19 protein-coding genes and 1 pseudogene are annotated in these 23,920 nt (G+C 68.5%); 13 read left to right on the forward strand and 7 right to left on the reverse strand.

Annotation, left to right across the window (positions count from 1 at the left end):
* Positions 1-2: 2 nt before the first annotated feature.
* From ETP66_RS09400 to ETP66_RS09410, 3 genes are read right to left on the reverse strand one after another with little or no spacing between them, the layout of a single operon-like run.
* The gene (locus ETP66_RS09400; RefSeq protein ID WP_236630205.1) at positions 3-164 is read right to left on the reverse strand and encodes a hypothetical protein; all 162 of its coding nucleotides are present in this window, start codon (positions 162-164) and stop codon (positions 3-5) included.
* 33 nt (positions 165-197) lie between these two features.
* Positions 198-1,145 (reverse strand): branched-chain amino acid transaminase, encoded by a 948-nt coding sequence (locus tag ETP66_RS09405; RefSeq protein ID WP_130842378.1) that lies wholly within the window; start codon positions 1,143-1,145, stop codon positions 198-200.
* The gene (locus ETP66_RS09410) at positions 1,132-2,076 is read right to left on the reverse strand and encodes a hydrogen peroxide-inducible genes activator (protein WP_130842379.1); all 945 of its coding nucleotides are present in this window, start codon (positions 2,074-2,076) and stop codon (positions 1,132-1,134) included. Before ETP66_RS09410 ends, ETP66_RS09405 begins: the two co-directional genes overlap by 14 nt.
* Before the next feature lie 103 nt (positions 2,077-2,179).
* Here ETP66_RS09410 and ETP66_RS09415 point away from each other — a divergent pair, with 103 nt between their 5' ends.
* Positions 2,180-3,088 carry a manganese catalase family protein gene (locus ETP66_RS09415; protein ID WP_130842380.1) on the forward strand — a complete coding sequence of 303 codons (909 nt, stop codon included), beginning with the start codon at positions 2,180-2,182 and terminating at the stop codon, positions 3,086-3,088.
* A 46-nt stretch (positions 3,089-3,134) separates the two neighbouring features.
* On the opposite strand, the gene dprA is transcribed toward ETP66_RS09415, so the two are convergent.
* Positions 3,135-4,136, reverse strand: a complete 1,002-nt coding sequence (dprA, locus tag ETP66_RS09420) for a DNA-processing protein DprA (protein WP_130842381.1) — start codon at positions 4,134-4,136, stop codon at positions 3,135-3,137.
* Positions 4,137-4,219: 83 nt separating this feature from the next.
* Between dprA and era the strand changes: the two genes are divergently transcribed.
* From era to ETP66_RS09435, 3 genes are read left to right on the forward strand one after another with little or no spacing between them, the layout of a single operon-like run.
* Entirely contained in the window at positions 4,220-5,113 is an 894-nt protein-coding gene (era, locus tag ETP66_RS09425; protein WP_130842382.1) for a GTPase Era, read from the forward strand.
* A gap of 48 nt (positions 5,114-5,161) precedes the next feature.
* The gene (locus ETP66_RS09430; RefSeq protein ID WP_130842383.1) at positions 5,162-6,043 is read left to right on the forward strand and encodes an acyltransferase; all 882 of its coding nucleotides are present in this window, start codon (positions 5,162-5,164) and stop codon (positions 6,041-6,043) included.
* 2 nt (positions 6,044-6,045) lie between these two features.
* On the forward strand, positions 6,046-6,855 hold the full coding sequence (locus ETP66_RS09435) for a HesA/MoeB/ThiF family protein (protein WP_130842384.1): 810 nt from the start codon (positions 6,046-6,048) through the stop codon (positions 6,853-6,855).
* A 130-nt stretch (positions 6,856-6,985) separates the two neighbouring features.
* On the opposite strand, the gene ETP66_RS09440 is transcribed toward ETP66_RS09435, so the two are convergent.
* Both ETP66_RS09440 and ETP66_RS09445 read right to left on the reverse strand, forming a co-directional pair.
* The gene (locus ETP66_RS09440) at positions 6,986-8,119 is read right to left on the reverse strand and encodes a citrate synthase/methylcitrate synthase (RefSeq protein ID WP_130842385.1); all 1,134 of its coding nucleotides are present in this window, start codon (positions 8,117-8,119) and stop codon (positions 6,986-6,988) included.
* Between the two features lie 40 nt (positions 8,120-8,159).
* Complete coding sequence (locus ETP66_RS09445; protein WP_236630207.1) at positions 8,160-9,221, reverse strand: class I SAM-dependent rRNA methyltransferase; 1,062 nt, start codon at positions 9,219-9,221, stop codon at positions 8,160-8,162.
* A 208-nt stretch (positions 9,222-9,429) separates the two neighbouring features.
* On the opposite strand from ETP66_RS09445, the gene sppA reads away from it, so the two are divergent.
* The 9 genes from sppA (at position 9,430) to ETP66_RS09490 (ending at position 23,213) form a co-directional block, all read left to right on the forward strand.
* Positions 9,430-10,368: a signal peptide peptidase SppA gene (gene sppA, locus ETP66_RS09450; RefSeq protein ID WP_130842386.1), complete on the forward strand. Its 939-nt coding sequence runs from the start codon at positions 9,430-9,432 to the stop codon at positions 10,366-10,368.
* Complete coding sequence (locus ETP66_RS09455; RefSeq protein WP_130842387.1) at positions 10,362-10,793, forward strand: RDD family protein; 432 nt, start codon at positions 10,362-10,364, stop codon at positions 10,791-10,793. The genes sppA and ETP66_RS09455 overlap by 7 nt, the downstream gene beginning before the upstream one ends.
* Positions 10,794-11,057: 264 nt before the next feature.
* The gene (locus ETP66_RS09460) at positions 11,058-14,450 is read left to right on the forward strand and encodes a helicase-related protein (protein ID WP_130842388.1); all 3,393 of its coding nucleotides are present in this window, start codon (positions 11,058-11,060) and stop codon (positions 14,448-14,450) included.
* Between the two features lie 62 nt (positions 14,451-14,512).
* Positions 14,513-15,664 carry a Fic family protein gene (locus tag ETP66_RS09465; RefSeq protein ID WP_130842389.1) on the forward strand — a complete coding sequence of 384 codons (1,152 nt, stop codon included), beginning with the start codon at positions 14,513-14,515 and terminating at the stop codon, positions 15,662-15,664.
* Positions 15,665-15,667: 3 nt separating this feature from the next.
* Entirely contained in the window at positions 15,668-18,502 is a 2,835-nt protein-coding gene (locus tag ETP66_RS09470; RefSeq protein WP_130842390.1) for a DUF1156 domain-containing protein, read from the forward strand.
* Positions 18,503-18,544: 42 nt separating this feature from the next.
* On the forward strand, positions 18,545-18,907 hold the full coding sequence (locus ETP66_RS09475; protein WP_130842391.1) for a type II toxin-antitoxin system RelE/ParE family toxin: 363 nt from the start codon (positions 18,545-18,547) through the stop codon (positions 18,905-18,907).
* 2 nt (positions 18,908-18,909) lie between these two features.
* Positions 18,910-19,335, forward strand: coding sequence for a helix-turn-helix domain-containing protein (locus ETP66_RS09480; protein WP_130842392.1), 426 nt, complete (start codon positions 18,910-18,912; stop codon positions 19,333-19,335).
* A 4-nt stretch (positions 19,336-19,339) separates the two neighbouring features.
* On the forward strand, positions 19,340-19,891 hold the full coding sequence (locus ETP66_RS09485) for a helix-turn-helix domain-containing protein (RefSeq protein ID WP_130842393.1): 552 nt from the start codon (positions 19,340-19,342) through the stop codon (positions 19,889-19,891).
* A 55-nt stretch (positions 19,892-19,946) separates the two neighbouring features.
* The gene (locus ETP66_RS09490; protein WP_130842394.1) at positions 19,947-23,213 is read left to right on the forward strand and encodes a DUF499 family protein; all 3,267 of its coding nucleotides are present in this window, start codon (positions 19,947-19,949) and stop codon (positions 23,211-23,213) included.
* Between the two features lie 45 nt (positions 23,214-23,258).
* On the opposite strand, the pseudogene ETP66_RS09495 reads toward ETP66_RS09490, so the two are convergent.
* Positions 23,259-23,920: pseudogene (locus ETP66_RS09495) on the reverse strand (transcription antiterminator BglG); the annotation flags it as partial.

Genomic DNA, 23,920 nt, shown 5'->3' on the forward strand with positions numbered 1-23,920 from the left:
GGCTACTCCTTTCCCATTCTACGCAACAACCGGGCCGCCCTGCCCTGGTAAGCGGCGATCTCCTTTTCCCAGTAGCGGATGAGCTCCCACCGGGGCGAGGGTCTTGCAAGCTCCGCTTCGATCTTGGCCTGATGCGCCCGGATGCGGGCCTGGTAGCTGGCCACGGCCTTCTTCAAGCGGCGGTTTCCCACGGAGGCCTACACGTAGGTGAGCCAGCCCTCATACTCGGGCCGCAGGCCCTTGGCGGCCTCCAGGTAGACCTCCCGTAGCCTCAGGGTGATGGGCCCGGCGGTGCCCTGGCCGATGGGCCGCCAGTCGATCATGGAAACCGGGGTCACCTCGGCGGCGGTGCCGGTCATGAAGACCTCGTCCGCCATGTAGAGCTGGTCGCGGGTGGCCCGCACCACCTGGACCTCGTAGCCCAGGTCCTTGGCGATGCGGATCACGGAATCCCGGGTAATCCCCTCCAGGTTCACCGAGTGCTCGAGGGCATAGACCACCCCGTCCCGCACGAAGAAAAGGTTCTCCCCGCTGCCCTCGGCCACATACCCCTCCTCGTCCAGGAGGAGGGCCTCGTCCGCCCCGGCGGCCACCGCCTCCATCTTGGCCAGAGCGCTATTCACGTAATTTCCCCCTACCTTGGCCTTGCCCGGCAGGACGTTGGCGGGGAAGCGGGCCCAGGAGCTGGTGACGAGCCTGGCCCCCCTGCGCACCGCCTCCTCCCCCAGGTAGGCCCCCCACTCCCAGGCGGCCACCATCACCTCCGCGGGGTTGTTGGGCAGGGGGTTCACCCCCAGGGCCCTGGCCCCCATCCAGGCCAGGGGGCGGATGTAGCAGCTTTTGTACCCGTTTTGGCGCACCACCTCCCGGATGGCCTCCTCCACCTCCTCGGGGGTGAAGGGGATCTCCATGCGCAGGACCTTGGCGGAGTGGAAAAGGCGCCGGACGTGCTCCTTGAGGCGGAAGATGGCGGGGCCCTTGGGGGTTTCGTAGGCGCGGATGCCCTCAAAGACGCTGGTGCCGTAGTGGAGGGCGTGGCTCAGGACGCTGGTCTTGGCCTCCTCCTGGGGAACGAGCTTCCCGTTCAACCAGATGAGCCCGGCCTTGATCTGCACGTCGCCGCCCTTGGCCTCAGGCTTGGTCATGGCCAACCTCCGCCCCCATCATAACCCCGCCCCCCGGGGCCGCCTCCCGCAAGGCGCGGAAGACCCCCCGGGCCTCATCCCCCAGGGCCCGGGCCAGGGGAGCCTTGAGGCTTCCCTCCCGCAGGAGGAGGTAAACCGTGCGCCCCGCCCCCGGGGGGCTCAGGGGCCTCAGGTGGGCCCACTTGGCCCGGGGCAGGGTCCAGAGGGCCACCTCGGGGAGGAGGGTGAGCCCCCCCACCTCCTCCACCAGGAGGACGAGGGTCTCCAGGTCCCCGCTCTGGAACTCCACCTTGCGCCTCCCCAGGCTGGGGCGGCAGACGGAAAGGACCTGGTCCCGGAAGCAGTGCCCCTCGGAGAGCACCCAGGTGTCCTCCAGGGGGATCTCCAGGGGGTGGAGGCTTTCCCGGGCGTAGAGGGGGTGGCCCGGGGAGACGTAGGCCAGGAACTGTTCGGAGAAGAGGGGGAGGCCCACGAGGCCCGGCACCCGTTCCTCCGTGCCCACGAGCCCCGCGTCCAGCCGACCCTCCAGCAGACCCTGGAGGAGGCCCGGGGTGAGCTCCTCCCGCACGGAGACCTCGAGGTCGGGGTAGCGGGCGGCCACGCGGGGCAGAAGCCGGGGCAGGAGGTAAGGGGCCAGGGTGGGAATGACCCCCACTCGGAAAGGCCCCCGGAAAAGACCCGCCTCCCCCGAGGCCAGGGCCCGCAGGCGCTCCACCTCCTCCAGGACCCTCCGGGCCTGGGCCACCGCCGCCCGCCCCGCCTCCGTAGGCTCCCCCTTCCTGCGGTCAAAGAGCCTTACCCCAAGCTCCCCCTCCAGCTTGCGGATCTGCACGCTGAGGGCGGGCTGGGTTAGGTAGACCCGCGCCGCCGCCCGGGTGAAGTTTCCCTCCTCCGCCAGGGCCACCAGGTAGCGCAGCTGATCCAAGGTCATAACTCTAAGTTATTTTAGCCCAGAGCCGAATCTATTGGACTTATTGCCGCCCCTGGCCTAGGGTGGGAGGTGCCCGGCTTGGGCCGGGCAGGAGGTGAGAAGGATGTTCCTGAGAATCGACCGCCTGCAGATCGAACTCCCCATGCCCAAGGAGCAGGACCCCAACGCCGCCGCCGCGGTGCAGGCCCTCCTGGGGGGGCGGTTTGGGGAGATGTCCACCCTGATGAACTACATGTACCAGTCCTTCAACTTCCGGGGGAAGAAGGCGCTAAAGCCCTACTACGACCTCATCGCCAACATCGCCACCGAGGAGCTCGGGCACATCGAGCTGGTGGCGGCCACCATCAACAGCCTCCTGGCCAAGAACCCGGGGAAGGACCTGGAGGAGGGCGTGGACCCCGTGGCCGCCCCCCTGGGCTTCGCCAAGGACACCCGCAACGCCGCCCACTTCATCGCCGGCGGGGCCAACAGCCTGGTCATGGGGGCCATGGGGGAGCACTGGCACGGGGAGTACGTCTTCACCAGCGGCAACCTCATCCTGGACCTACTCCACAACTTCTTCCTGGAGGTGGCCGCCCGCACCCACAAGTTAAGGGTCTACGAGATGACCGCTAACCCCGTGGCCCGGGAGATGATCGGCTACCTCCTGGTGCGGGGCGGGGTGCACGCCGCCGCCTACGGCAAGGCCCTGGAGAGCCTCACCGGGGTAGAGATGACCAAGATGCTCCCCATCCCCAGGATCGACAACAGCCGGATCCCCGAGGCCAAGAAGTTCCTGGACTTGGGCTTCCACCGGAACCTCTACCGCTTCAGCGCCCAGGACTACGGGGACCTGGGCCTCCTCTGGCGGGGTGCCTCCCCCGAGGACGGGAGCGAGGTGGTGGTGGTGGACGGGCCCCCTGCGGGCGGCCCGGTCTTCGACGCGGGCCACGACGCCGCGGAGTTCGCCCCCGAGTTCCACCCAGGCGAGCTCTACGAGATCGCCAAGAAGCTCTACGACAAGGCCAAGTAGGCCATCCCCTATGCCTTCCCGGCCGGGCCTTAAGGCCCGGCCGGGGTTATGTCGCCCCATACCTGCCCCCGGGCAGGGCCTGGGCCAGGCCCTTGAGCTCCAAGAGGGTGAGGAGGGAAAGCACCCGCTCCGGGGGAAGCCCCAGGGCTTGGGCCAGGTCCTCGGGGAGGGCTTCCCCTTGGCGGAGGAGGGCGTACAGCCTTTCCTCCTCCCCGGAAAGCGCCACCGCCTCCTTGGGCCTCCCGGAAAACCCCAGGTAGGAGAGGGCGTCCTCCGCGGAAAGCACCGGGTAGGCCCCGTCCTGGATGAGGCGGTTGGCCCCCAAGGAGTTCGCGTCCGTGGGACGGCCCGGCACCGCCAAGACCTCCTTGCCCAGCTCCAGGGCGTAGCGGGCGGTAATGAGGGCCCCGGAGGCCAGGGGGGCCTCCACCACCACCACCGCCCGCACCAGGCCGGCGATGAGGCGGTTTCTTCGGGGGAAGAACTCGGCCCTGGGCTCGGTGCCGAAGGGGAACTCGGAAAGGAGGTCCATGCGCTCCGCCAGAGCCTGGTGCTCCGGGGGGTACACCCGGTCCAGGGCGCTCCCCAAGACCCCCAGGGTGCGCCCGCCCCCCTCCAGGGCCCCCAGGTGGGCTTCCCGGTCGATCCCCCGGGCCAGGCCCGAGACCACGCCAAGCCCCGCCCCCGCCAGCTCCCGGGCCAGCCTCCGGGCGAAGGCCAGCGCCCAAGGGGAGGCCCGCCGGGTACCCACCAGGGCCACCGCCTTCCCTTCTTCCGGCAGCTCCCCTTTCAGGTAGAGGTGGGTGGGCGGCTGGGGAAGCCGCCTAAGCCCTTCGGGAAACCCTTCCTCCCAGAGACCCAAAAGCCGCACCCCCAAAGCCTCCGCCCGCTCCCGTTCCCCCCGGGCCCGCTCCTCAGCCTGGGAAAGCCCAGCCGCAGCCTGGGGAAAACGCTCCCTCAACGCCACCAGGGGATCCTCCGCCGCCAGAAGCTCCAAAAGCCGCTTGGGACCGACGCCCGGCAGAAGGGCTAGGGCCAAAGGGTCCACGGGGTGGAGTATACTGGAAGGCCCGGAAGGTCCAGCCCCTTGCCTCCGGGCAAATCCGAGGGGGCCGGGATCACCTAAAGACCATGGAAAAGACCTACTCCGGATTCGTGGCCATCGTGGGCAAGCCCAACGTGGGCAAGTCCACCCTGCTCAACAACCTCCTGGGGGTGAAGGTGGCCCCGATAAGCCCCAAGCCCCAGACCACAAGGAAGCGCCTTAGGGGCATCCTCACCGAGGGGAACCGCCAGATCGTCTTCGTGGACACCCCGGGCCTGCACCAGCCCATGGACGCCCTGGGGGAGTTCATGGACCAGGAGGTCTACGAGGCCCTTGCCGATGTGAACGCTGTGGTCTGGGTGGTGGACCTCCGCCACCCCCCCACTCCGGAGGACGGGCTGGTGGCCAAGGCCCTGAAACCCCTGGTGGGGAAGGTGCCCATCCTCCTGGTGGGCAACAAGCTGGACGCCGCCAGGTACCCCGAGGAGGCCCTGAGGGCCTACCACGCCCTCCTGCCCGAGGCCGAGGCCCGCATGCTCTCCGCCCTGGACGAGCGCCAGGTGGCGGGGCTCAAGGCGGAGCTTCTGGCCCTTCTCCCCGAAGGACCCTTCTACTACCCCGAGGGCTTCGCCAAAAGCGACCAGGACTTCGGAGAGTGGGCGGCGGAGATCGTCCGGGAGGAGGCCATGAAGCGCCTTTGGCACGAGGTGCCCTACGCGGTGGCGGTGAAGACGGAGGAGGTGGCGGAACGGGAAAACGGCCTCCTGTACATCAAAGCCCTCCTCTACGTGGAGCGGCCCTCGCAGAAGGCCATCGTCATCGGTGAGGGGGGCAGAAAGATCAAGGAGATCGGCCAGGCGGCCCGGAAGCAGCTGGAGGTCTTCCTGAACCGGCAGATCTACCTGGACCTCGAGGTCAAGGTCTACCCCGATTGGCGCAAGGATAAGGAGGCCTTAAGGGAGCTGGGCTACCGCCCTTAGGTGAGGGCGGGCTCCACCCTTTGCCCTCCTTGCCCTTAGGATGACGGTATGCCCTGGCTCCTGCCCCAAGCCATCGCCCCGCTGCACCAGAAAGCCCTGGACCGCTTCGTGGGATACCTGGTGGAGCGGCTTGCCGACCCTGGCGTGGACCGGAACGCCCTGGTGCGGGAGGAGCTCGCCCGCCTCCTCTACGGCCGGCCCTACGGGGAGCTCCTGGAGCTAAACCCCCTGGCCGCCTTAGGCCTGGACCCCCAGGGCATCACCTTTGAGGCGGAGTACTACGCCGCCACGGACCCCGAGAAGTTCCAGAAGGTCAAGCCCCTCCTCTGGTTCTGGAAGGTCCTGGACCTCACCCCCATCGGCCAGTCCGTGCACTCCGGGGTGGCCATCCGCCGCGCCCTGGCCCCCTTCATCTTCAAGCGGGTGGGAAAGAACCCCAAGTTTTTCCAGAACGTGGAGTTTTCCGTGGGCTATAACCTGGAGCTGGGCGACGACGTGGTGGTCCACCGCTACGTGCTCCTGGACGATATCGGGGGCATAAAGATCGGGGACCGCACCTCCCTTTCCGACTACGTGAACGTCTACAGCCACACCCACCACGTCCTGGCCTCCCCCGACGTCACCCTCAAGGAGACGGTCATCGGGAGCGGGGTGCGCATCACCTACCACGCCACGGTCCTGGCCGGGGTGCGCATCGGGGACGACGCCATGGTGGGCACCGGGGCCATCGTCACCAAGGACGTGCCCCCCCACGCCATCGCCCTGGGGGTTCCCGCCCGCCCCGTGCGCTACAAGGTCCGCCACGACTGCCCCTACTGCCGCAAGGGGGAACCCCACCCCTCGGACCTGATCCCCAGGGCCCCCGACCGCAAGGGCAACCCCGACTACCCCGACTTTTTGCCCCCAGGCTTCGGCACCCGGGAGGCCTAGGCATGTGGACCAGGGAGGAGCTGGACCGCTACCACCGCCAGATGATCCTGCCCCAGGTGGGGCCTGAAGGCCAAGAGAGGCTCAAGCACGCCTCCGTGGCGGTGGTGGGGGCCGGGGGCCTGGGGGTGCCGGTCCTCCAGTACCTGGTGGCCGCCGGGGTGGGGCGGGTGGGCATCGTGGAGATGGACCGGGTGGAGCTTTCCAACCTCCACCGCCAGGTGCTCTACGCCACGGAGGACGTGGGCCGGCCCAAGGCCCTGGTGGCCAAGGAGCGCCTTCTGGCCCTAAACCCCCTGGTAGAGGTGGAGGCCTACCCTCTGCGCCTCACCTCGGAAAACGCCCTGGAGGTCCTGAGGCCCTACGACCTGGTGGTGGACGCCTCCGACAACTTCCCCACCCGCTACCTGGTGAACGACGCCTGCGTCCTCCTGGGAAAACCTTTGGTCTACGGGGCCATCTACCAGTTCGACGGCCAGGCGGCGGTCTTCCACCACCCTACCCCCGAAGGGGAGATGGGCCCCTGCTACCGCTGCCTCTTCCCCAAGCCCCCTCCTCCGGGCAGCGTCCCCTCCTGCGCTGAGGCCGGGGTCTATGGGGTCTTGCCGGGGGTGGTGGGAAGCCTCATGGCGGCGGAGGCCCTCAAGGTGCTTTTGGGGATCGGGAAACCCCTGGCCGGATCCCTGCTCCTCTACGACGCTCTGGAAGGCCAGTTCCGCAAGCTCGCCTTGCGCCGCAATCCGGCCTGCCCGGTCTGTGGGGACCACCCCACCCAGCGGGAACTCATCGACTACGAGGCCTTTTGTGGCCTTTGATGCCGCCGCCTTGCCAGGTAGAGGGCTCGGCAAGCCCCTTGGGCCTGTAGGGAGCGCGGCATAGCGGGAAGAAGGGGGCCTCGAGGGGAAAACCCGGGGGCAAGGCCCCCGGCTTGTCTTCAGCGCCCTCCTAAGCCCGGGCCTCCAGGGGCACGTAGGGCGCGTCCAGCTCCCCGATGTACCTGGCGTCGGGGCGCAGGAGGCGGTTGTCCAAGGCCTGGTACTCCAGGAGGTGGCCCACCCACCCGGAGATGCGGGCCACGGCGAAGATGGGGGTGAAGAACTCCAGGCCGAAGCCCAGGTCGGAGTAGACCACCCCGGAGTAGAAGTCCACGTTGGGGTAGATGCCCCGGGGGTTCAGGACCCTCCCCGCCTCCTCCTCCACGATCTTCAGGATGCGGTACTCCCGGGAGTGGCCGTGGGCCTCGGCCACCCGCCGGGCCAGGCGCTCCAGCACCCCGGCCCGGGGGTCGAAAGCCTTGTAGACCCGGTGGCCCATGCCCATGATGCGCTCCTTCTTGGCCAGCTTCTCCTGCACCCACTCCCGGGCCCTCTCGGGGGTGCCGATCTCCTCGATCATCCGCATCACCGCCTCGTTGGCCCCTCCGTGGCGGGGGCCTTTAAGGGAGGCCACGGCGGCGGTGATGGCCGAGTAGAGGTCGGTCTCCGTGGAGAAGGCGGCGATGGCGGTGAAGGTGCTGGCGTTGAAGCCGTGCTCCGCGTGCAGGATGAGGGCGGCGTCCATGAGGCGCTCCTGCTCCTTGGAGGGCTCCACGCCGCTTGCCATGTAGAGGAAGTTGGCCGCGTGGGAGAGGTCCTCCCGCGGCGGAAGGGGCTCTTTGCCCTCCCGGAGGCGCTTGTTGGCGGCCACGATGGTGGCGAACTTGGCGATGAGGTCTAGGCCCTTCTCGTAAAGGGCCTCCTGGGAGATGTCCCCCTCCGTGGGGTCCAGCATCCCCAGCTGGGAAACGGCGGTGCGCAGAAAGCTCATGGGGTGGGCGGAGGTGGGATAGTGATGGAAGCAGTCCAGGAGGTGGTCGGGCAGAACCCGCCGCCGGGCCAGATCTTTCTGAAATGACTCCAGTTCATCTCGGTTGGGCAGTCTGCCGTGCAGCAGGAGAAAGGTGGTCTCCTCGAAGGTGCTCCGCTCCGCCAGCTCCTGGATGGGGATGCCATAGTAGTAGAGCTTGCCCGCCTCCCCGTCGATGAAGCACATGCGGCTTTCCGTGAAGAGGACGCCTTCCAAACCCCGTGCCACTTCCATCCCTGCCTCCTTTTCCGCACCTCGCGGTGCTTCCCCCCCATCATACAGGGGCCGGACCCCGGAGGGCGTCCTCCTGCAGGACGAGGGTCTTGAGGTAGAGGCTTTCCGGCACGTGCAGGCTCCAGGGATGGTCCTTGGGCTGGAAGGTGAGGGCGTGGACCCTAAGGCGCACCCCCCGGTCGGCGGCCGCCCGGCGGGCCACCTCCAGGAGGTCCTCCGCCTTCAGGTAGTAGCTGCAGGCGGAAAGCCAGAGGTACCCCTGGGGGGCGAGGAGGCGCAGGGCCTCCCGGAGGAGGTCCACCAGGTGCCGCTTCATGGGGGCGAGCTCCTCCGGGCGCTTCACCAGGGTGGGGGGGTCCAGGAGGACGTGGTGGAAGGAGCCCTCCAGGCCCCGCAGCACCGCCAAGGCCTCCCCCTGGCGGATGTCCACCCGGAGACCCTGCCTCAGGGCCACCCGGTCCAAGACGGCCAGGGCCTCGAGGTCCTTGTCCACCGCCAGGGCGTAGGCCCCCTTGCGGGCGGCCCTTAGGGCGAAGGCCCCCACGTAGCTGTAGACGTCCAAAACCCGCTCCCCCGGGCGCACCATGGACTCAAAGAGCCGGCGGTTTTCCCGCTGGTCCAGGTAGAACCCCGTTTTCTGGGCCAGGGCCAGGGGGATGGGAAAGCGGAGGCCATCCTCCTCCACCTCCAAGACGGGGGGCACCTCCCCCCACACCACCCCCACCCGCCCGGGAAGCCCCTCCTGCCGCCTGGCCTCCACATCGCTCCGCTCGTAGACCCCCTTGGGCCCCACCGCTTCCAAAAGGGCCGGGAACCACACCTCCCTCAAGGCCTCCATCCCCCGGGTGCGCACCTGGAGGACCAAAACCTCCCCGAAGCGGTCCACCACCAGCCCGGGAAGCCCGTCCGCCTCCCCGTGGACCAGGCGGTAGCTGGGCCCAAGCCCCGCCCGCTTTCTCAAGGCCCGCTCAAAACGCTCCCGGAAGAAGCGGCGGTCCAGGGGCCCGGGGTCGAAGCGGTAGGCGCGGAAGGGCACCCGGGAAAGGGGGTCAAAGTAGCCCACCGCCAGGAAGTTCCCGTCCGCGGCCACCGCTTCGGCCACGCCCGCTTCCGCCGGGGCCTCGAGGATCTCGTCCCGGTAGAGGCTGGGGTAGAAGTTCNTTCCGCCGGGGCCTCGAGGATCTCGTCCCGGTAGAGGCTGGGGTAGAAGTTCCTCAGCTTCCGCTCCTTTCCCGGCCCGACCACCACCCGCAGCACAGGCCCAGCTTACCCCTGACCCCTACCTGGCGGAACCGTGGTAGCCTTAGGCCATGAACCGCAAGCGCTGGCTGGCGCTTCTCCTCTTCCTCCTGGTGGTCGCCCTGGCGGTGGTGGGCCTGGGCCGCCTCACCCGGCCGGAGGAGGCCGCCCGCCCCTGGCGGGAGGCCACCCTCTTCGGCCGGGGGGAGAAGGTGGTCCTCCTGGAGCTCACAGGGCCCATCCCCACGGGCAGGTCCTTGGAGGCCTTCCTCTCCCAGGTGCGCCAGGCCGGGGAAGACCCCCGGGCCCGAGCCGTGGTCCTCCGGGTGGACAGCCCGGGAGGCGGCGTCACCGAGACCGAGGCCATCCACCGGGCCCTCCGGGCCCTATCCGAGGAGAAGCCCCTGGTGGCCGTCTTCGGCACCGTGGCCGCCAGCGGGGGCTACTATGTGGCCACCGCCGCCCGGGAGATCCTCACCCCCCCCACCGCCCTCACCGGCTCCATCGGGGTTATCGCCGTGATCCCCGAGGTGGGGGGGCTCCTGGAGCGGGTGGGCGTCCGGGTGGAGGTGCTGAAGGAGGGGGACCTCAAGGACCTGGCCTCCGGGCTCAAGCCCCTCACCCCCGAGGAGCGGGAGATCCTCCAGCGGTACCTCCAGGAGGCCTACGAGCTCTTCGTGGAGCGGGTGGCCGCGGGGCGGAACCTCTCCTTGGAGGAGGTGCGGGGGCTTGCCGACGGGCGCATCTACTCGGGCCGGCAGGCGGTGGCCCTGGGCCTGGCGGACGGGGAGGGGTACCTGGAGGAGGCCGCCCGGAGGGCCGCCGAACTGGCTGGCCTGGCCGAGTTCCGCCTGGTGCGCTACCAGAGGCCCAGGAACCTGCTGCAAGACCTCCTGGGGGAGGGCCCCTTCTGGGGCCTGGGCTCCCCGGAGCTGGAGGGCGCCTTCCGGGCCCTGCGGGAAAGCCGCCTCCGCCTGGAGTACCGCTTCCTGGGAGGGGGGCTATGGTGATCGCCAGCCCCTGGCGCCGGCTGGTGGCGGCCTTGGTGGACAGCCTCATCCTCGTTCCCGTCACCTTCCTCCTCATGGCCCTGGCGGGGATCAACCCCCTGGTGGGGTCCACCACCCCCCTGCAGGACTTCCTCTTCCAGGTGGTGCCGGGCTGGGCCTACTACGTGGCCTTCACCGCCCTTTACGGGGCTACCCCGGGGAAGATGGCCCTGGGCCTCAAGGTGGTGCGCCCCGACGGCCGCCCGGTGGACTGGCTCACCGCCTTCGTCCGCGAGGTCCCCGGAAAGACCCTCTCCGCCCTTCCCCTCCTCCTCGGCTACCTCTGGGCCCTCTTCCACCCCAGGCGCCAGACCTGGCACGACCTCATCGCCGACACTCTGGTGGTCCGGGTGGGCCAGGAGGAAAAACCGAGCCCCGGAGCCTAAGCTCCGGGGCCCCTTGGTGGGCGATGGTGGACTTGAACCACCGACCTCACGCTTATCAGGCCCAAAAGGTACCTCCGTACCCATTCGGGTAGCTCCGGGATAGCCCTTATTCATGATTACTTTCTTCCGGTATAGTACGGGGGTATCCCCCTGCTTCCGGCTCCAATAGCCCCCCAAATAGCCCCCCGCTTTCTGGTCCTCTTCCGCGAAATGCCCCGTCCGTATTTGCCCGATGGACCCATCTTCTTGCCCTAAGCTGTTCTTATGGCCCTCGAGGCTCCCCTGACCCCCGAGCGGGTGCGCCCAGGGGTTCGGCTCCAGGGCCTCCTGCCTGGGGGAAGCGTAACGGTGGAGTACGTGCGCCCTTTGGGGGAGGCTCTGCAGGTGACCTACCGCGACCCCCAGGGCCGCTTGGGCGAGGCGCTCCTATACCCCGAGGACCTGGCGGGGCTAAGGGTGGAAGAAGCTTCCCGCTTCCCCCTCGATGCCCCAGGGGACCTCTTCCGCCTAGCCGCCGAGGCCAAGCGCATCCGCTTAGCCTACCTCTTCGATCCCATGATGGCGGTGCACGCCTCCCTGGTGGAGCCCTTGCCCCACCAGATCGAGGCTGTCTACGGCCACCTCATCCCTAAAAACCCCCTGCGCTTCCTCCTGGCCGACGACCCTGGGGCGGGCAAGACCATCATGGCCGGGCTCTACATCCGGGAGATGGCCCTCCGGGGGGCCCTGGAGCGGTGCCTGGTGGTGGCTCCTGGGGCCCTGGTCCTCCAGTGGCAGGAGGAGCTTCGGGAGAAGTTCCGCCTGGACTTCCGGGTCTTCTCCCGCTTCACCTTGGAAACCGCCCAGGGCAGCCCCTTCCGGGAACACCCTCTCTGGATCGCCCGCCTGGACGGCCTGGCCCGCTTCCCCGAGGTAGCGGCCAAAGCCCTCGAGGTGGACTGGGACCTGGTGGTGGTGGACGAGGCCCACAAGATGGCCGCCACCTACTACGGCCAGGAGGTGAGGGCCACCCGCCGCTACCGCCTGGGGCAGGAGCTTTCCCAGCGGACCAAGCACCTTCTCCTCCTCACCGCCACCCCCCACCGGGGGAAGGAGGAGGACTTCCGCCTCTTCCTGGCCCTCCTGGACCCCGACCGCTTCCTGGGCAAGCCCCGGCCGGGAAGCCCCCCGCCCGACGCCCAAGGCCTGTGGCTCCGACGGCAGAAGGAGGACCTGGTGCGCTTTGACGGCACCCCCCTCTTCCCCGAGCGCCGGGCCTACACCGTGGCCTACCGCCTCTCCCCCAAGGAGATGGCCCTTTACGAGGCGGTGACCGCCTATGTGCGGGAGGAAATGAACCGGGCCGAGGCCCTAGAGGAGGGGCAGAGGCGCACCGTGGGCTTCGCCCTCACCCTCCTGCAGAGGCGGCTGGCCAGCAGCCCCTTGGCCATCCACCGCTCCCTGGAAAGGCGGCGGAAGCGCCTCGAGGCCCGCCGGGAGGAGGTGCGCCGGGGCCTGACCCTGGCCTTCCCCACCCTGGAGGAGGAGGACATCGAGGAGAGGGAGGAGTTCCCCGACGAGGAGCTGGAGGCCGCCCCGGAGGTCCTGGACCAGGCTACCGCCGCCCGCACCCTGAAGGAGCTGGAGGCGGAGATCGCCACCCTAAGGCACCTCGAGGCCCAGGCCAAGACCCTCCTCCGGGGCCAGCAGGACCGGAAGTGGCAGGAGCTTCAGGCCCTTCTGGAGGACGAGCGCATCCGCGGACGGAAGCTCATCATCTTCACCGAGCACAAGGACACCCTGGACTACCTGGAAGGCCGCCTCCAGGCCTACCTGGGGCGGCCCGAGCAGGTGGTGAGCCTCCACGGGGGGCTTTCCCGGGAGGAGCGCCGCCTGCGCCAGGCCCGCTTCACCCAGGACCGGGAAGCCCTCATCCTGGTGGCCACGGACGCCGCCGGGGAGGGGGTGAACCTGCAACAGGCCCACCTCCTCATCAACTACGACCTCCCCTGGAACCCCGCTAGGCTGGAGCAGCGCTTCGGCCGCATCCACCGCATCGGCCAGACGGAGGTCTGCCACATGTGGAACCTGGTGGCGGAGAACACCCGGGAGGGGGAGGTCTACCTGCGCCTCCTCCAGAAGCTGGAGGAGGCCAGCCAAGCTCTGGGAGGGCGGGTGTTTGACGTGCTGGGCAGGCTTTTCCAGGAAAGGCCCCTTAGAGAACTCCTCCTCGAGGCCATCCGCTACGGGGAGGACCCCGAGGTGCGGGCCCGCCTCTTCCGCCAGGTGGAGGGGGCGGTGGACCGGAAGAGGCTGGAAGGGCTTTTGCAAAACGCCCTGGCCCCCGAGGTCCTGGACCCCAAACGCCTGGAAGAGCTGCGCCTGGACATGGAGCGGGCCGAGGCCCGGAGGCTCCAGCCCCACTACCTGGGAAGCTTCTTCCAAAAGGCCCTGGAGGCCCTGGGGGGCACCGTCCACCCCCGGGAGGCGGGGCGGATGGAGGTGAGCTTCGTGCCCGCCAAGGTGCGCGAGGCCAGGCCAGGCGTCCTGCGGAGCTACACCCGGGTCACCTTCCACAAGGACCGGGTAAGCCTCCCCGGGAAGCCCGTGGCCGACTTCCTGGTGCCGGGGCACCCCCTTTTGGAGGGGGTCCTGGAGGCGGTCCTCCGGGAGTGGGGGGGCTACCTGGAACGGGGCACGGTCCTGGTGGACGAGGAGGCCACGGCCCCCCGCCTCCTCCTGGCCCTGGAGCACGAGGTGCAGGACGCCCTTGGCCCCGTTTCCCGCCGCTTCCTCTACGTGAGCCTAAGCCCCGAGGGGGAGGTGCGGGCGGAGGGGCCCGCCCCCTACCTGGACCTGCGCCCAGCCACGGAGGAGGAGCGGGCCGAGGCCCTGCGGCTTTGGGCTGGCTGGGATGCGGCGGGGCTTCTGGCCCGGGCGGAGGCTTACGCCGCCACCAGGCTGGCCAGGGAGCACCTCGAGGAGGTGCGCCGCTTCCGCGAGGCAGAGGTGGACCGCACCCTTCGGGCGGTGCGGGAGCGGCTTCTTTCGGAGATTTACCACTGGGACAGCCTGGCCGCTAAGGAGGCGGAGCGGGCCAAGGCGGGGAAGGTGGGGGCCTCGGGCCGGGCAGAGGCCGCCCGCCGGAGGGCGGACGAGCTCAAGGAGCGTCTAAAGCGGCGGGAGCAGGAGCTGGAGGCGGCCCGGCACCTCCAGTCCCTCCCGCCCCGCCTCTCCCAAGCCGTCCTGGTGGTGCCCCCCCTGGACCCAAAGGCAACGCCCCCCGAGGCGGAAGCCCAAGAGCGCCTGGAGCGGCTGGCGGTGGAGGCGGTCCTCCTGACGGAGCGCCGCCTAGGGCACGAGCCCCAGGAGATGCCCCCTGGCTGGCCCGGCTACGACGTGGAGTCCCGCACCCCCCAGGGCACCCTCCGCTTCATTGAGGTCAAGGGCAAGGGTCCGGGCTCGGAGGTGGTAACCCTTTCCCGCACCCAGATCCTCACCGCCCTCAACAAGCCCACCTCCTGGTTCCTGGCGGTGGTGGAAACGGACGGGAAGCGGGCCCTCAGGGTCCATTACATCCCCACCCCCTTCGAGCAGGAGCCGGATTTCGGAGCCACCAGCGTGAACTATAGCCTGAAAAAGCTCCTGGCCAAAGCGGTGCAGGTGGTGGCCTTGTGATACAGCCGTACCACACCCACGGGCTTGTGATACCAAAGGGGGGCCCCTGTATCATAAACCCCATGCGTCCAGAGGACTTCTCCCCCCAGGCTCCCGGAAGGCTTGTGGACATAGGCGGCGCCTATGCCTTTGTCCCCGAGCCCCTGCCCCCTTCCCTCCCCTGGACCCTCAGGCTCGTGGGCCTCCTGGACAGGGCTCGGGGAAGCCTGGGGGAGCTGGCCGGCCTCCTGCGCACCCTGCCCAACCCTTACCTCTTCATCCAACCCTTTGTGCACAAGGAGGCGGTCCTCTCCTCCCGCATCGAGGGCACCCAGGCGGGCCTGGTGGAGGTGTACGCCCTCGAGGCCCAAGCCCCCCTCTTCCCCCTAGGGGAAACCCGGGAGGACGCCAAGGAGGTGCTCAACTACATCCGCGCCCTGGAGCAGGGGCGGGAGCTCTTGCGGGAGCTTCCCCTTTCCTTGCGGGTCCTAAGGGAGATGCACGCGGTGCTCCTCCAGGGGGTACGGGGGCAAAGCCGCGCCCCGGGGGAGTTCCGGCGGGGGCAGAACTGGATTGGCCCACCGGGAAGCTCCCTGGCGGAAGCCCGCTACGTGCCCCCGCCCCCTCAGGCCATGAGGGAAGCCCTGGACGCTCTGGAGCGCTTCTGGCACCAGGACCACGGCCTACCTCCCCTGGTGGAAATCGCCCTCACCCACTACCAGTTCGAGGCCATCCACCCCTTCCTGGACGGCAACGGACGCATAGGCCGTCTGCTCATCACCCTCATGCTCCTGGAAAGGAAGCTTCTTCCCGAACCGGCCCTCTACCTTTCCGCCTACTTTGAGCGGCACCGGAACACCTACTATGACCTCCTCCTCGAGGTGAGCCAGAAAGGGGCCTGGGAGGCCTGGCTGGCCTTCTTCCTCCAGGGGGTGCAGACCGAGGCCGAGGATGCGGTGCGCAAAGCCCAGAACCTGGTCGAGCTACGGCAGACCTGGCGGGAGCGGTACCAACGGGAAGGGGGTAGCGCCCACCTTCTGGCCCTGGTGGACCTCCTCTTCCAGCAACCCCTCCTCACCGTCCCCTGGGTGCGGGAGCGCCTGGGGGTCACCCACGCCTGGGCCAACCGCCTGGTGAACCGCCTGGTCCAGGACGGGATCCTGGAGCCCATGGGCCAAAGCCGGCGCAACCGCCCCTTTGCCGCCACGGCGATTTTGGAGATCCTGGAGGTCTAGCCCATGAGGAAGCTCATCGAAGTCGCCCTACCCCTCGAGGCCATCAACCGGGAGGCATCCAGGGAGAAGTCCATCCGCCACGGCCACCCCTCCACCCTGCACCTGTGGTGGGCCAGGCGGCCCCTGGCCTCGGCCCGGGCGGTCCTCTTCGCTAGCCTAGTGGACGACCCTGGGGAGTACCTGCCCGAGGAGGAGGCCAGGCGGGAGCGCCAAAGGCTCTTCGACCTCATGGAGCGCTTGGTGGACTGGGACCTGGTCAAAGACCCCGAGGGGGCCGAGGGGGAAAACGGGGTCATCCGGGAGGCCCGCTACGAGATCGCCAGAAGCCTGGCCCGCGCCCTGGGGGAAGCACCCCCCGCTTCCCCTAAGGACGAGGAGCGCATCGAAGCCCTTCTGGAGAAGGCCCCGCCCGTCCTGGACCCCTTCGCCGGAGGGGGCACCATCCCCCTCGAGGCCCAGCGCCTGGGCCTGAAGGCCTACGCCTCTGACCTGAACCCGGTAGCCGTCCTCATCAACAAGGCGCTGGTGGAGATCCCCGCCCGCTTCGCCGGACAGCCACCGGTGAACCCGGGCTACCGGGCCAAGGCCCAGGCCACGGACCGCTTTCCCCGGGCCAAGGGCCTGGCCCAGGACGTGCGCCACTACGGGGCCTGGATGCGGGAGGAGGCCCTGAGGCGCATCGGCCACCTCTACCCCGACCTCAAGGGGGAGCGGATCATCGCCTGGCTTTGGGCCCGCACCGTGGCCTGCCCCAACCCCGCCTGCCGGGCCGAAGCCCCCCTGGTGCGTTCCTTCTGGCTTTCCAAAAAGAAGGGCAAAGAAGTCTTCGTGGTGCCCGAGGTGCAGGAAGGGCGGGTCCACTTCCGGGTGGAGCGGGGAAAGGAGCCCCCCGTGGAGGGCACCGTGAACCGGCGGGGCGGGCGGTGCCTGGTGTGCGGGGCCCCCATCTCCCTGGACCACGTGCGCAGGGAGGGGAAGGCGGGCCGCCTGGGGGCCAGGCTCATGGCCGTGGTGACCGAGGGGCCGGGGGGGAGGAACTACCACGCCCCCACCCTGGAACATGAGGAGGTGGCCAAGGGGGCAGTGCCATGGTGGAAGCCAGACATCGAGTTCACGAAGAATAGCCGGCACATGACCCCCTGGGTCTACGGCTTGGAAAGCTTTTCCGACCTCTTCACCCCCCGCCAGCTGGTGGCCCTCACCACCTTCACCGACCTGGTGGCGGAGGCGCGAGAGCAGGTCTACCGGGACGCCCTCGAGGCGGGCCTCCCCGACGACAGCCTCCCCCTGGCGGAAGGGGGAAGGGGGGCCAGGGCCTACGCGGAGGCGGCGGGGGTGTACTTATCCTTTGCCCTAGACCGACTCGCTGAGAGCAACAACACTCTATCAAGATGGCAAAGCGCCGGCGACAAAGTCGCCGGCGCTTTCGGGCGTCAGGCTCTTCCAATGGTTTGGGATTTTTCTGAGATAAATCCCTTCTCAGGCTCCACACGCAACTTTATGGACGCTGTGGAGTGGGTAGCCGAAGCTCTGGAAGCCCTCCCTGCCTACCCCGAGGGCCAGGCCCGTCAGGCCAACGCCCTGGACTCGGTGAACGGGGTCCCCACCCCACCCCTCCTCTCCACCGACCCGCCCTACTACGACAACGTTCCCTATGCCGATCTCTCCGACTTCTTCTACGTCTGGCTCCGCAAGGTCCTGGGGGACACCTACCCCGCCCTCTTCCGCACCCTCCTCACCCCCAAGGCCGAGGAGCTGGTGGCCGACCCCTACCGCCAAGGGGGCAGGGAAGCGGCCAAGCGCCGCTTTGAGGAGGGTATGCGCCAGGTGTTCCACAACCTCCGGGCCAAGGCTCACCCGGATTACCCCCTTTCCCTCTACTACGCCTTCAAGCAACAGGAAGCAGAGGACGGGGAGGAGGGGGAGGACGAAGCCCCCAAGGTGGCCTCCACCGGCTGGGAAACCTTCCTCCAGGGCCTGGTGGACGCGGGCTTCCAGATCACCGCCACCTGGCCCATGCGCACGGAGCGTACTAACCGCCCTCGTGGGTTGGACTCCAACGCCCTGGCCTCCTCCATCGTCCTGGTCTGCCGCCCCCGGCCAGAGGACGCCCCCACCGCCACCCGCCAGGACTTCCTCCGGGCCCTCAGGCGGGAGCTTCCCCTGGCCTTGCGCCAGCTCACCCAGGGGAGCATTCCCCCCGTGGACCTGGCCCAAAGCGCCATCGGCCCCGGCATGGCCGTCTACAGCCGCTTCGGGGCGGTGCTGGAGCCGGATGGCCGCGCCATCCCCGTGCGGGAGGCCCTGGCCCTCATCAACCAGGTTCTGGACGAGTTCCTGGCCGAGGAGGAGGCGGAGCTGGACGCTCCCACCCGCTTCGCCATCGCCTGGTACGACCAGTACGGCTACGGCGAAGGCCCCTACGGGGACGCAGAAACCCTGGCCAAGGCCAAGAACATCTCCGTGGCCGCCGTCGAGGAGGGGGGCATCCTGCGGGCCAAAGGGGGAAAGGTCCGCCTTCTCCGCCCCGAGGAGTACCCCGCGGGCTGGGACCCTGCCCAGGACCGCCGCCTCTCCGCCTGGGAGGTAGCCCACCACCTCATCAAAGCCCTCAAGGAGCAGGGGGAAGCCGCCGCCACCAGCCTCCTGGCCCGCACCCCCGAGGCCCTGGCGGAAGGGGCCAGAGCCCTGGCCTACCGCCTCTACGGGCTGGCCGAGCGCAAGGGCCGCTTGGCGGACGCCCAGGACTTTAACCTCTTGGCGGGAAGCTACGGCCACCTCAGCGTGGAGGCCCGCAAAGCCCGGCGGGCGGTGCAGGGGGAGCTTTTTGGAGGTTAGCGTTGACTAACCTTGCGAGCAGGTATACCATGGGGGTGTGAGGTGGGGCGCTACCGGGTGGAGTTCTACGTGGATGCCAAAGGGCGCTCGCAGGTGCAGGACTGGCTGGAAAACCTCAAACGCCACAACCCCAAGCTCCACGCCTTCGCCCTGCGCCTCCTGCGCACGCTGGAGGAGCAAGGCCCAGACCTCCGCCCCCCTCTGGCCCAGCCGCTTGCCTACCTGGAGGCGCCCATCTGGGAGCTCCGCCACCGCACGGGTATCCGCCTCTACTACTGGCGCCAGGGAGAGCTTCTCTTTATCGTGGCGGCAGGAGAGGTCAAGGACCAAAACCGCCCGGACCCTAAGCTCCTCAATCTGGCCGTCCAAGCCTACAAGGCCATGAAGAAGGGAAAGGTGAACTGATTATGGGCCGGCACATGGACTTCCGCGACTACTTCCAGGAGTCCCTGAAGGACCCCGAGAGCGCTCGTCTATACCGTGAGGTTCTGGACGAGGAGCTTTCCTGGCTTCTGCACTACCTGCGGGAGCTCAGGAAGCTTTCCCAGAAGGAGGTGGCCGCGCGCCTGGGGGTGTCCCGGAGCCGCATCAGCCAGATGGAAACCTCCGCCGGGCTTTCCATGACCCTCGAGGGGCTGGCCCGCTACGCCCAGGCCCTGGGGCTTTCCCTGCGCCTGGAGTTCACCGACGAGGAGGGCGAGGTCCTGGCCCGCTACCACGTGGGCGCGGACGAGCCCATAGCTGAGCCCGCGGCCAAGGGCTGGGAGCCCGTAGCGGAAACCTGGGCCACCCTAACGCGAAGGGAGAAGCACCTCCTCGAGGAAGTCGCCTAGGGCAATGGAGAGCAAATCCGCTACCATCCGCAGGCTTTACCAGGAAGGCAAAAGCGTCTCCGCCATCGCCAAGGAGCTTGGCCTCACCTACCAACGGGTCTACAACACCCTGCGCCGGGCTGGGCTCCTCTCCACCAAGGGGGACGGGGAACCCTCCCCGGAGGCCTACGCCAACTTCATCGCCGGCCTGGAGATCCTGGGGGTGGAGCTCCTCGAGGTCCACGCCAAGCTGGAGCGTCCTCCGCAGGGCAAAAAGCGCTTTGGCCCTGCCCCGGGTGGGCTTTCCGCTTTCGGCCCCACGAGGACCGAGGAGGGCTTCCAGGCTGGCCTGGAGTTCAGGCTGGAGTTCCAGGACGAAGAGGGGAGCTTCGGCTTCGTCCACCTGCGCCTAGCCGCCCGCTACCGGAGTTCCACCTTCCCCGACGAGGCCCTCTTCCGGGTCTTCCGGGAGCGGAACCTGCACCTCAACCTCTGGCCCTACCTCAGGGTCTACGTGGACCTCCTCACCGCCCAGATGGGCCTGCCCCGGCTGGTGCTCCCCGCCCTAAAGCTATAGGCACTCATGGCCATTTGGCCGGGTCCTGGGACCCCAGCCGCGTATCCTTAGGAATATGGCGCTCAGCAACCGGGAGATGGTGGGGCGGGGCCTAGACCTCTTGAAGGTCGGCCTCCGCCCCTTTGTAGAGCGGGAGTACCGCCGGGTATACGGGGAAGCGTGGCTGGAGCAGGCCCTCGAGGCGGTGAGGGGGGACCGGGGCAAGCTGCAAGACCCCGACGCCCAGGCCCTCCTCAAGCTCATGGACTACCGCTGGCACGAGGTCTTTGACGAGAAGCTGGGCCAGTGGGGGCGCACCCTGGTGAAGGAGCTTTTGGAGGTGCGCAACCGCCACGCCCACCAGAACGCCTTCACCCTCGAGGACGCCCACCGGGCCCTGGACACCATGACCCGCCTCCTGGAGATGGTGGCCGCGGAAGAGGCCCAGGAGACCGGGCGCCTGGCCCGGGAGCTTCTGCGCCGCCGCTTTGAGGAAGAGGCCAAGCGGGAGGTGGAGCGAGCGGCCAAGCTTCCCCAGATCCCCACCCCCTCCGGCCTCAAGCCCTGGCGGGAGGTGGCCACCCCCCACCCGGACGTGGCCTCGGGCCGCTTCAGCGAGGCCGAGTTCGCCGCCGATCTGGCCCAGGTCCTTCGAGGAGAGGCGGGCCCCGAGTACGGCGACCCCCTGGAGTTCTACCGCCGCACCCACCTCACTGGGGGGCTGAGGCGCCTCCTGCTGAACGCCTTGAGGCGGCTTTCCGGAGCCGGGGGCGACCCCGTGGTGGAGCTCCAGACGGCCTTCGGTGGGGGCAAGACCCACTCCATGCTGGCCCTCTACCACCTCTTCGGCGGGGGGCTGGACCCCCACGAGGTGCCGGGCCTGGAGGAGGTGCTGAAGGAAGCGGGCCTCACCCAGGCCCCCAAGGCCCGGCGGGCAGTGCTGGTGGGCACCGCCCTGGACCCCGCCAAGCGCCGCCCCAAGCCGGAAGGGGTGGTGGTCCACACCCTCTGGGGGGAGATGGCCTACCAGCTGGGCGGGGTGGAGGGGTACCGCCTGGTGGAGGAGGGGGATCTCCGGGGCGTGGCCCCAGGCTCCGACACCCTCAAGGAGCTTTTCGACCGCTTCGCCCCCGCCCTGGTCCTCATCGATGAGTGGGTGGCCTACCTGCGCAACCTCCACGGGGAGGAAGACCTCCCCTCCGGCACCTTCGACCAAAACCTCACCTTCGCCCAGGCCCTCACCGAGGCGGCCAAGCGTAGCCCTCGAGCCCTGGTGGTGGCTTCCCTCCCCGCCTCCGACGCCGAGGTAGGAGGAGGGGGTGGGCGGGAAGCCCTCCTCCGCCTTCAGAACGTCTTTGGCCGCCTGGAAAGCGTCTGGCAGCCCGCCACCCAGGACGAGTCCTACGAGATTGTGCGCCGCAGGCTCTTCCTGCCCCTCTCTGCGGAAAGCTTCCGGGACCGGGACGCCGTGGTGCAGGCCTTCATGCGCCTTTACCGGGAGCACAGAGGGGAGTTCCCCGCAGAAACCGCCGAGGCCGACTACGAGCGCCGCCTCAAGCTGGCCTACCCCATCCACCCGGAGCTCTTCGACCGCCTCTACGGGGACTGGGCCGCCCTCGAGGGGTTCCAGCGCACCCGGGGGGTACTCCGCCTCATGGCCGCCGTGGTCCACACCCTGTGGAGCCGGGGGGACGCTTCCCTCATGATCCTTCCTGGGAGCCTGCCCCTGGATGCCGGAGGGCCTCGGTACGAGCTTACCCGCCACCTTTCCCGCTTCCACGAGGGCTTCGCCCAGGTGCTGGACACGGACGTGGACGGACCCAACGCCAAGGCCTTCCTCCTGGACCAGGCGCGGCCCAACCTGGGGCGCTACCAGATGGCCCGGCGCACCGCCCGGGCTGTCTTCATGGCCACCGCCCCTGCCGCCGCCGCCCCCATCGGAAGGCCCAGGGGCGTGGAGGGCATCCGGGTGCGCCTGGGGGTGGTCCAGCCAGGGGAAAACCCCTCCTTCGTGGCCGACGCCCTCAAAGCCCTCAGCGACCAGCTCACCTACTTCCACGCCGAGGGGGACCGCTACTGGTTCGAGACCCGGCCCAGCCTCAACCGCATGGCCCAGGACCGGGCCGCGGCCTTGGACGAGGGCAGGGTGCGCCAGGAGCTGGTGGGGCGCCTCCGCGCCTGGGCCAAGGAGCGCCCAAGCCTTTTCGCCGCCGTTCACGCCGTTCCCGAGGGGAGCGGGGACGTGCCCGACGAGCCCGCCTTGCGCCTGGTAATCCTGCCCCCTTGGGTTTCTCACACCAGGGAGGGGTCGGAGGCCGAGCGCCTGGCAAGGGAGATCCTGGAAAGGCGGGGACAGGCCCCAAGGCGCTACCGCAACACCCTCCTCTTCCTGGCGGCGGACGCCACCTCCTGGCCGGACTTGGAGGAGGCCGCAAGGAGCTTTCTGGCCTGGAAGTCCATCCTGGAGGACGCCCCCAGCTTGAACCTGGGGGAGATGGACAGGAGGCAGGTGGCATCCCGCCTGGCTGAGGCGGAGGCCATCCTGAACACCCGCCTGGAGGAAGGCTACCGCTACCTCCTCAGCTTCCACCAGCCCGACCCCCGGGCCCCCGAGCTGGAGCTCCAGACCCTCCGCCTCCTGGGAAGCGGTAAGCCTCTGGAGCGGGCCGCCAGCAAGGCCAAAAACGAAAGCCTAGCCTACACGGAGTGGCATCCCCGCTTCCTGAAGGACACCCTGGAGGGGTACAGCTTCTTTACCGCCTTAGAGCCCCAGGGGGTCTTACCCTTGGGCTGGCTCTGGGAAGCCTTCTGCACCTACCCCTACCTGCCCCGGTTGAAGGGCGAGGAGGTTCTCCTGGCCTCCGTTCGCAAAGGGGTGGAGGAAGGGCTTTTCGGGTATGCGGAGCGCCTCGAGGAGGGACGGCCCAAGGGGGTGCTTTGGCGCGAAGGGGGGTTTACCCCTAGCCTGGCGGGGTTCCTCCTGGCAAAGGAATTGGCGGAAAAGGCCAAAGCGGAGGAGGAGGAGCGCCAGCCCCCTAGGCCCTCAACGTTGGAGCCGACTCCCTCTCACACAGGACCCCTTCCCCCACCCCCTCCCCCGCCCCAGCCCAAGCCTCGGCGGTTCTACCTGAAAAAGGAGCTTCCCCCCACCGACCTCCTCCGGGAGGCCGACCTTCTGGCTAAAGAGATCGTGCTTCAGCTGGCCAAAGAGCCCGGCGTGCGGGTACGGGTGGTCCTCGAGGTGCAAGCGGAAGCGGAAGAGGGCTTCCCGGAGGACCTCGTCCGCGCCCTTCGGGAAAACAGCAACGCCCTCAAGGCGGAGTACGGGCTCGAGGAAGCTTGAGCGCCTTCAGGAGCTCTTGCCCTGGCAATATCCAAGAGCCATCCGCTATTCAGCGGAGGTGCACCCCCTTAAGAAAGCACCCCACCCCAGGCCAAGCCTCCACCACTCCCCGGCCCATCCTCGAGGAGGCAGGTTCAAATAAAACACCTTGTCCCCGTAGCAGGCTTCGATGCGCAGGGGAACCAGTCCAGGAAGGGCCACCAAGGTGCCCTGAGGTTCAGTCTCAACCTCTTTTTCCTGCACCAGGCGCCCTCCCGCGAAAACCCTAACGCCCACCCGCAAACCTGGGGGGCGGATGCGTATGAAAGCGCCCTCAGGTGCTACCCAGCCCTCCAAGAGCACGTCCACTTTCAGGGGCAGAAGCCCAATCCTCCGCCACTCTCCTCTACGCCCGTCGATCCTCACCTCAACAACGAGGGCATCCGTGGGAGAAACCCCCACCTCGTTTACCCTCTCGGTCAACTCCTGGAGGGTTTGCCCAACCTCGCCGCTTTCTGACAGCAGGAAGCGCAAGGGGTACTGAGCTGGATCAAAGCCAATATAGCGGACCTCAAGGTCCTCTCCCACCCTCCAAATAGAGTGCGAAAATCTCACTGCGAAAGCCTTGTGCTCTAACCGAAAGCGTACTGATTCGCCCTCCTCAAAAGCAACCTCTATATCTTCTGGGATAGGGGTACCTTCGATGGGGTCGTGTAAGGATTTATGTG

This window comes from Thermus thermamylovorans (assembly GCF_004307015.1).
Taxonomy (GTDB): Bacteria; Deinococcota; Deinococci; order Deinococcales; family Thermaceae; genus Thermus; species Thermus thermamylovorans.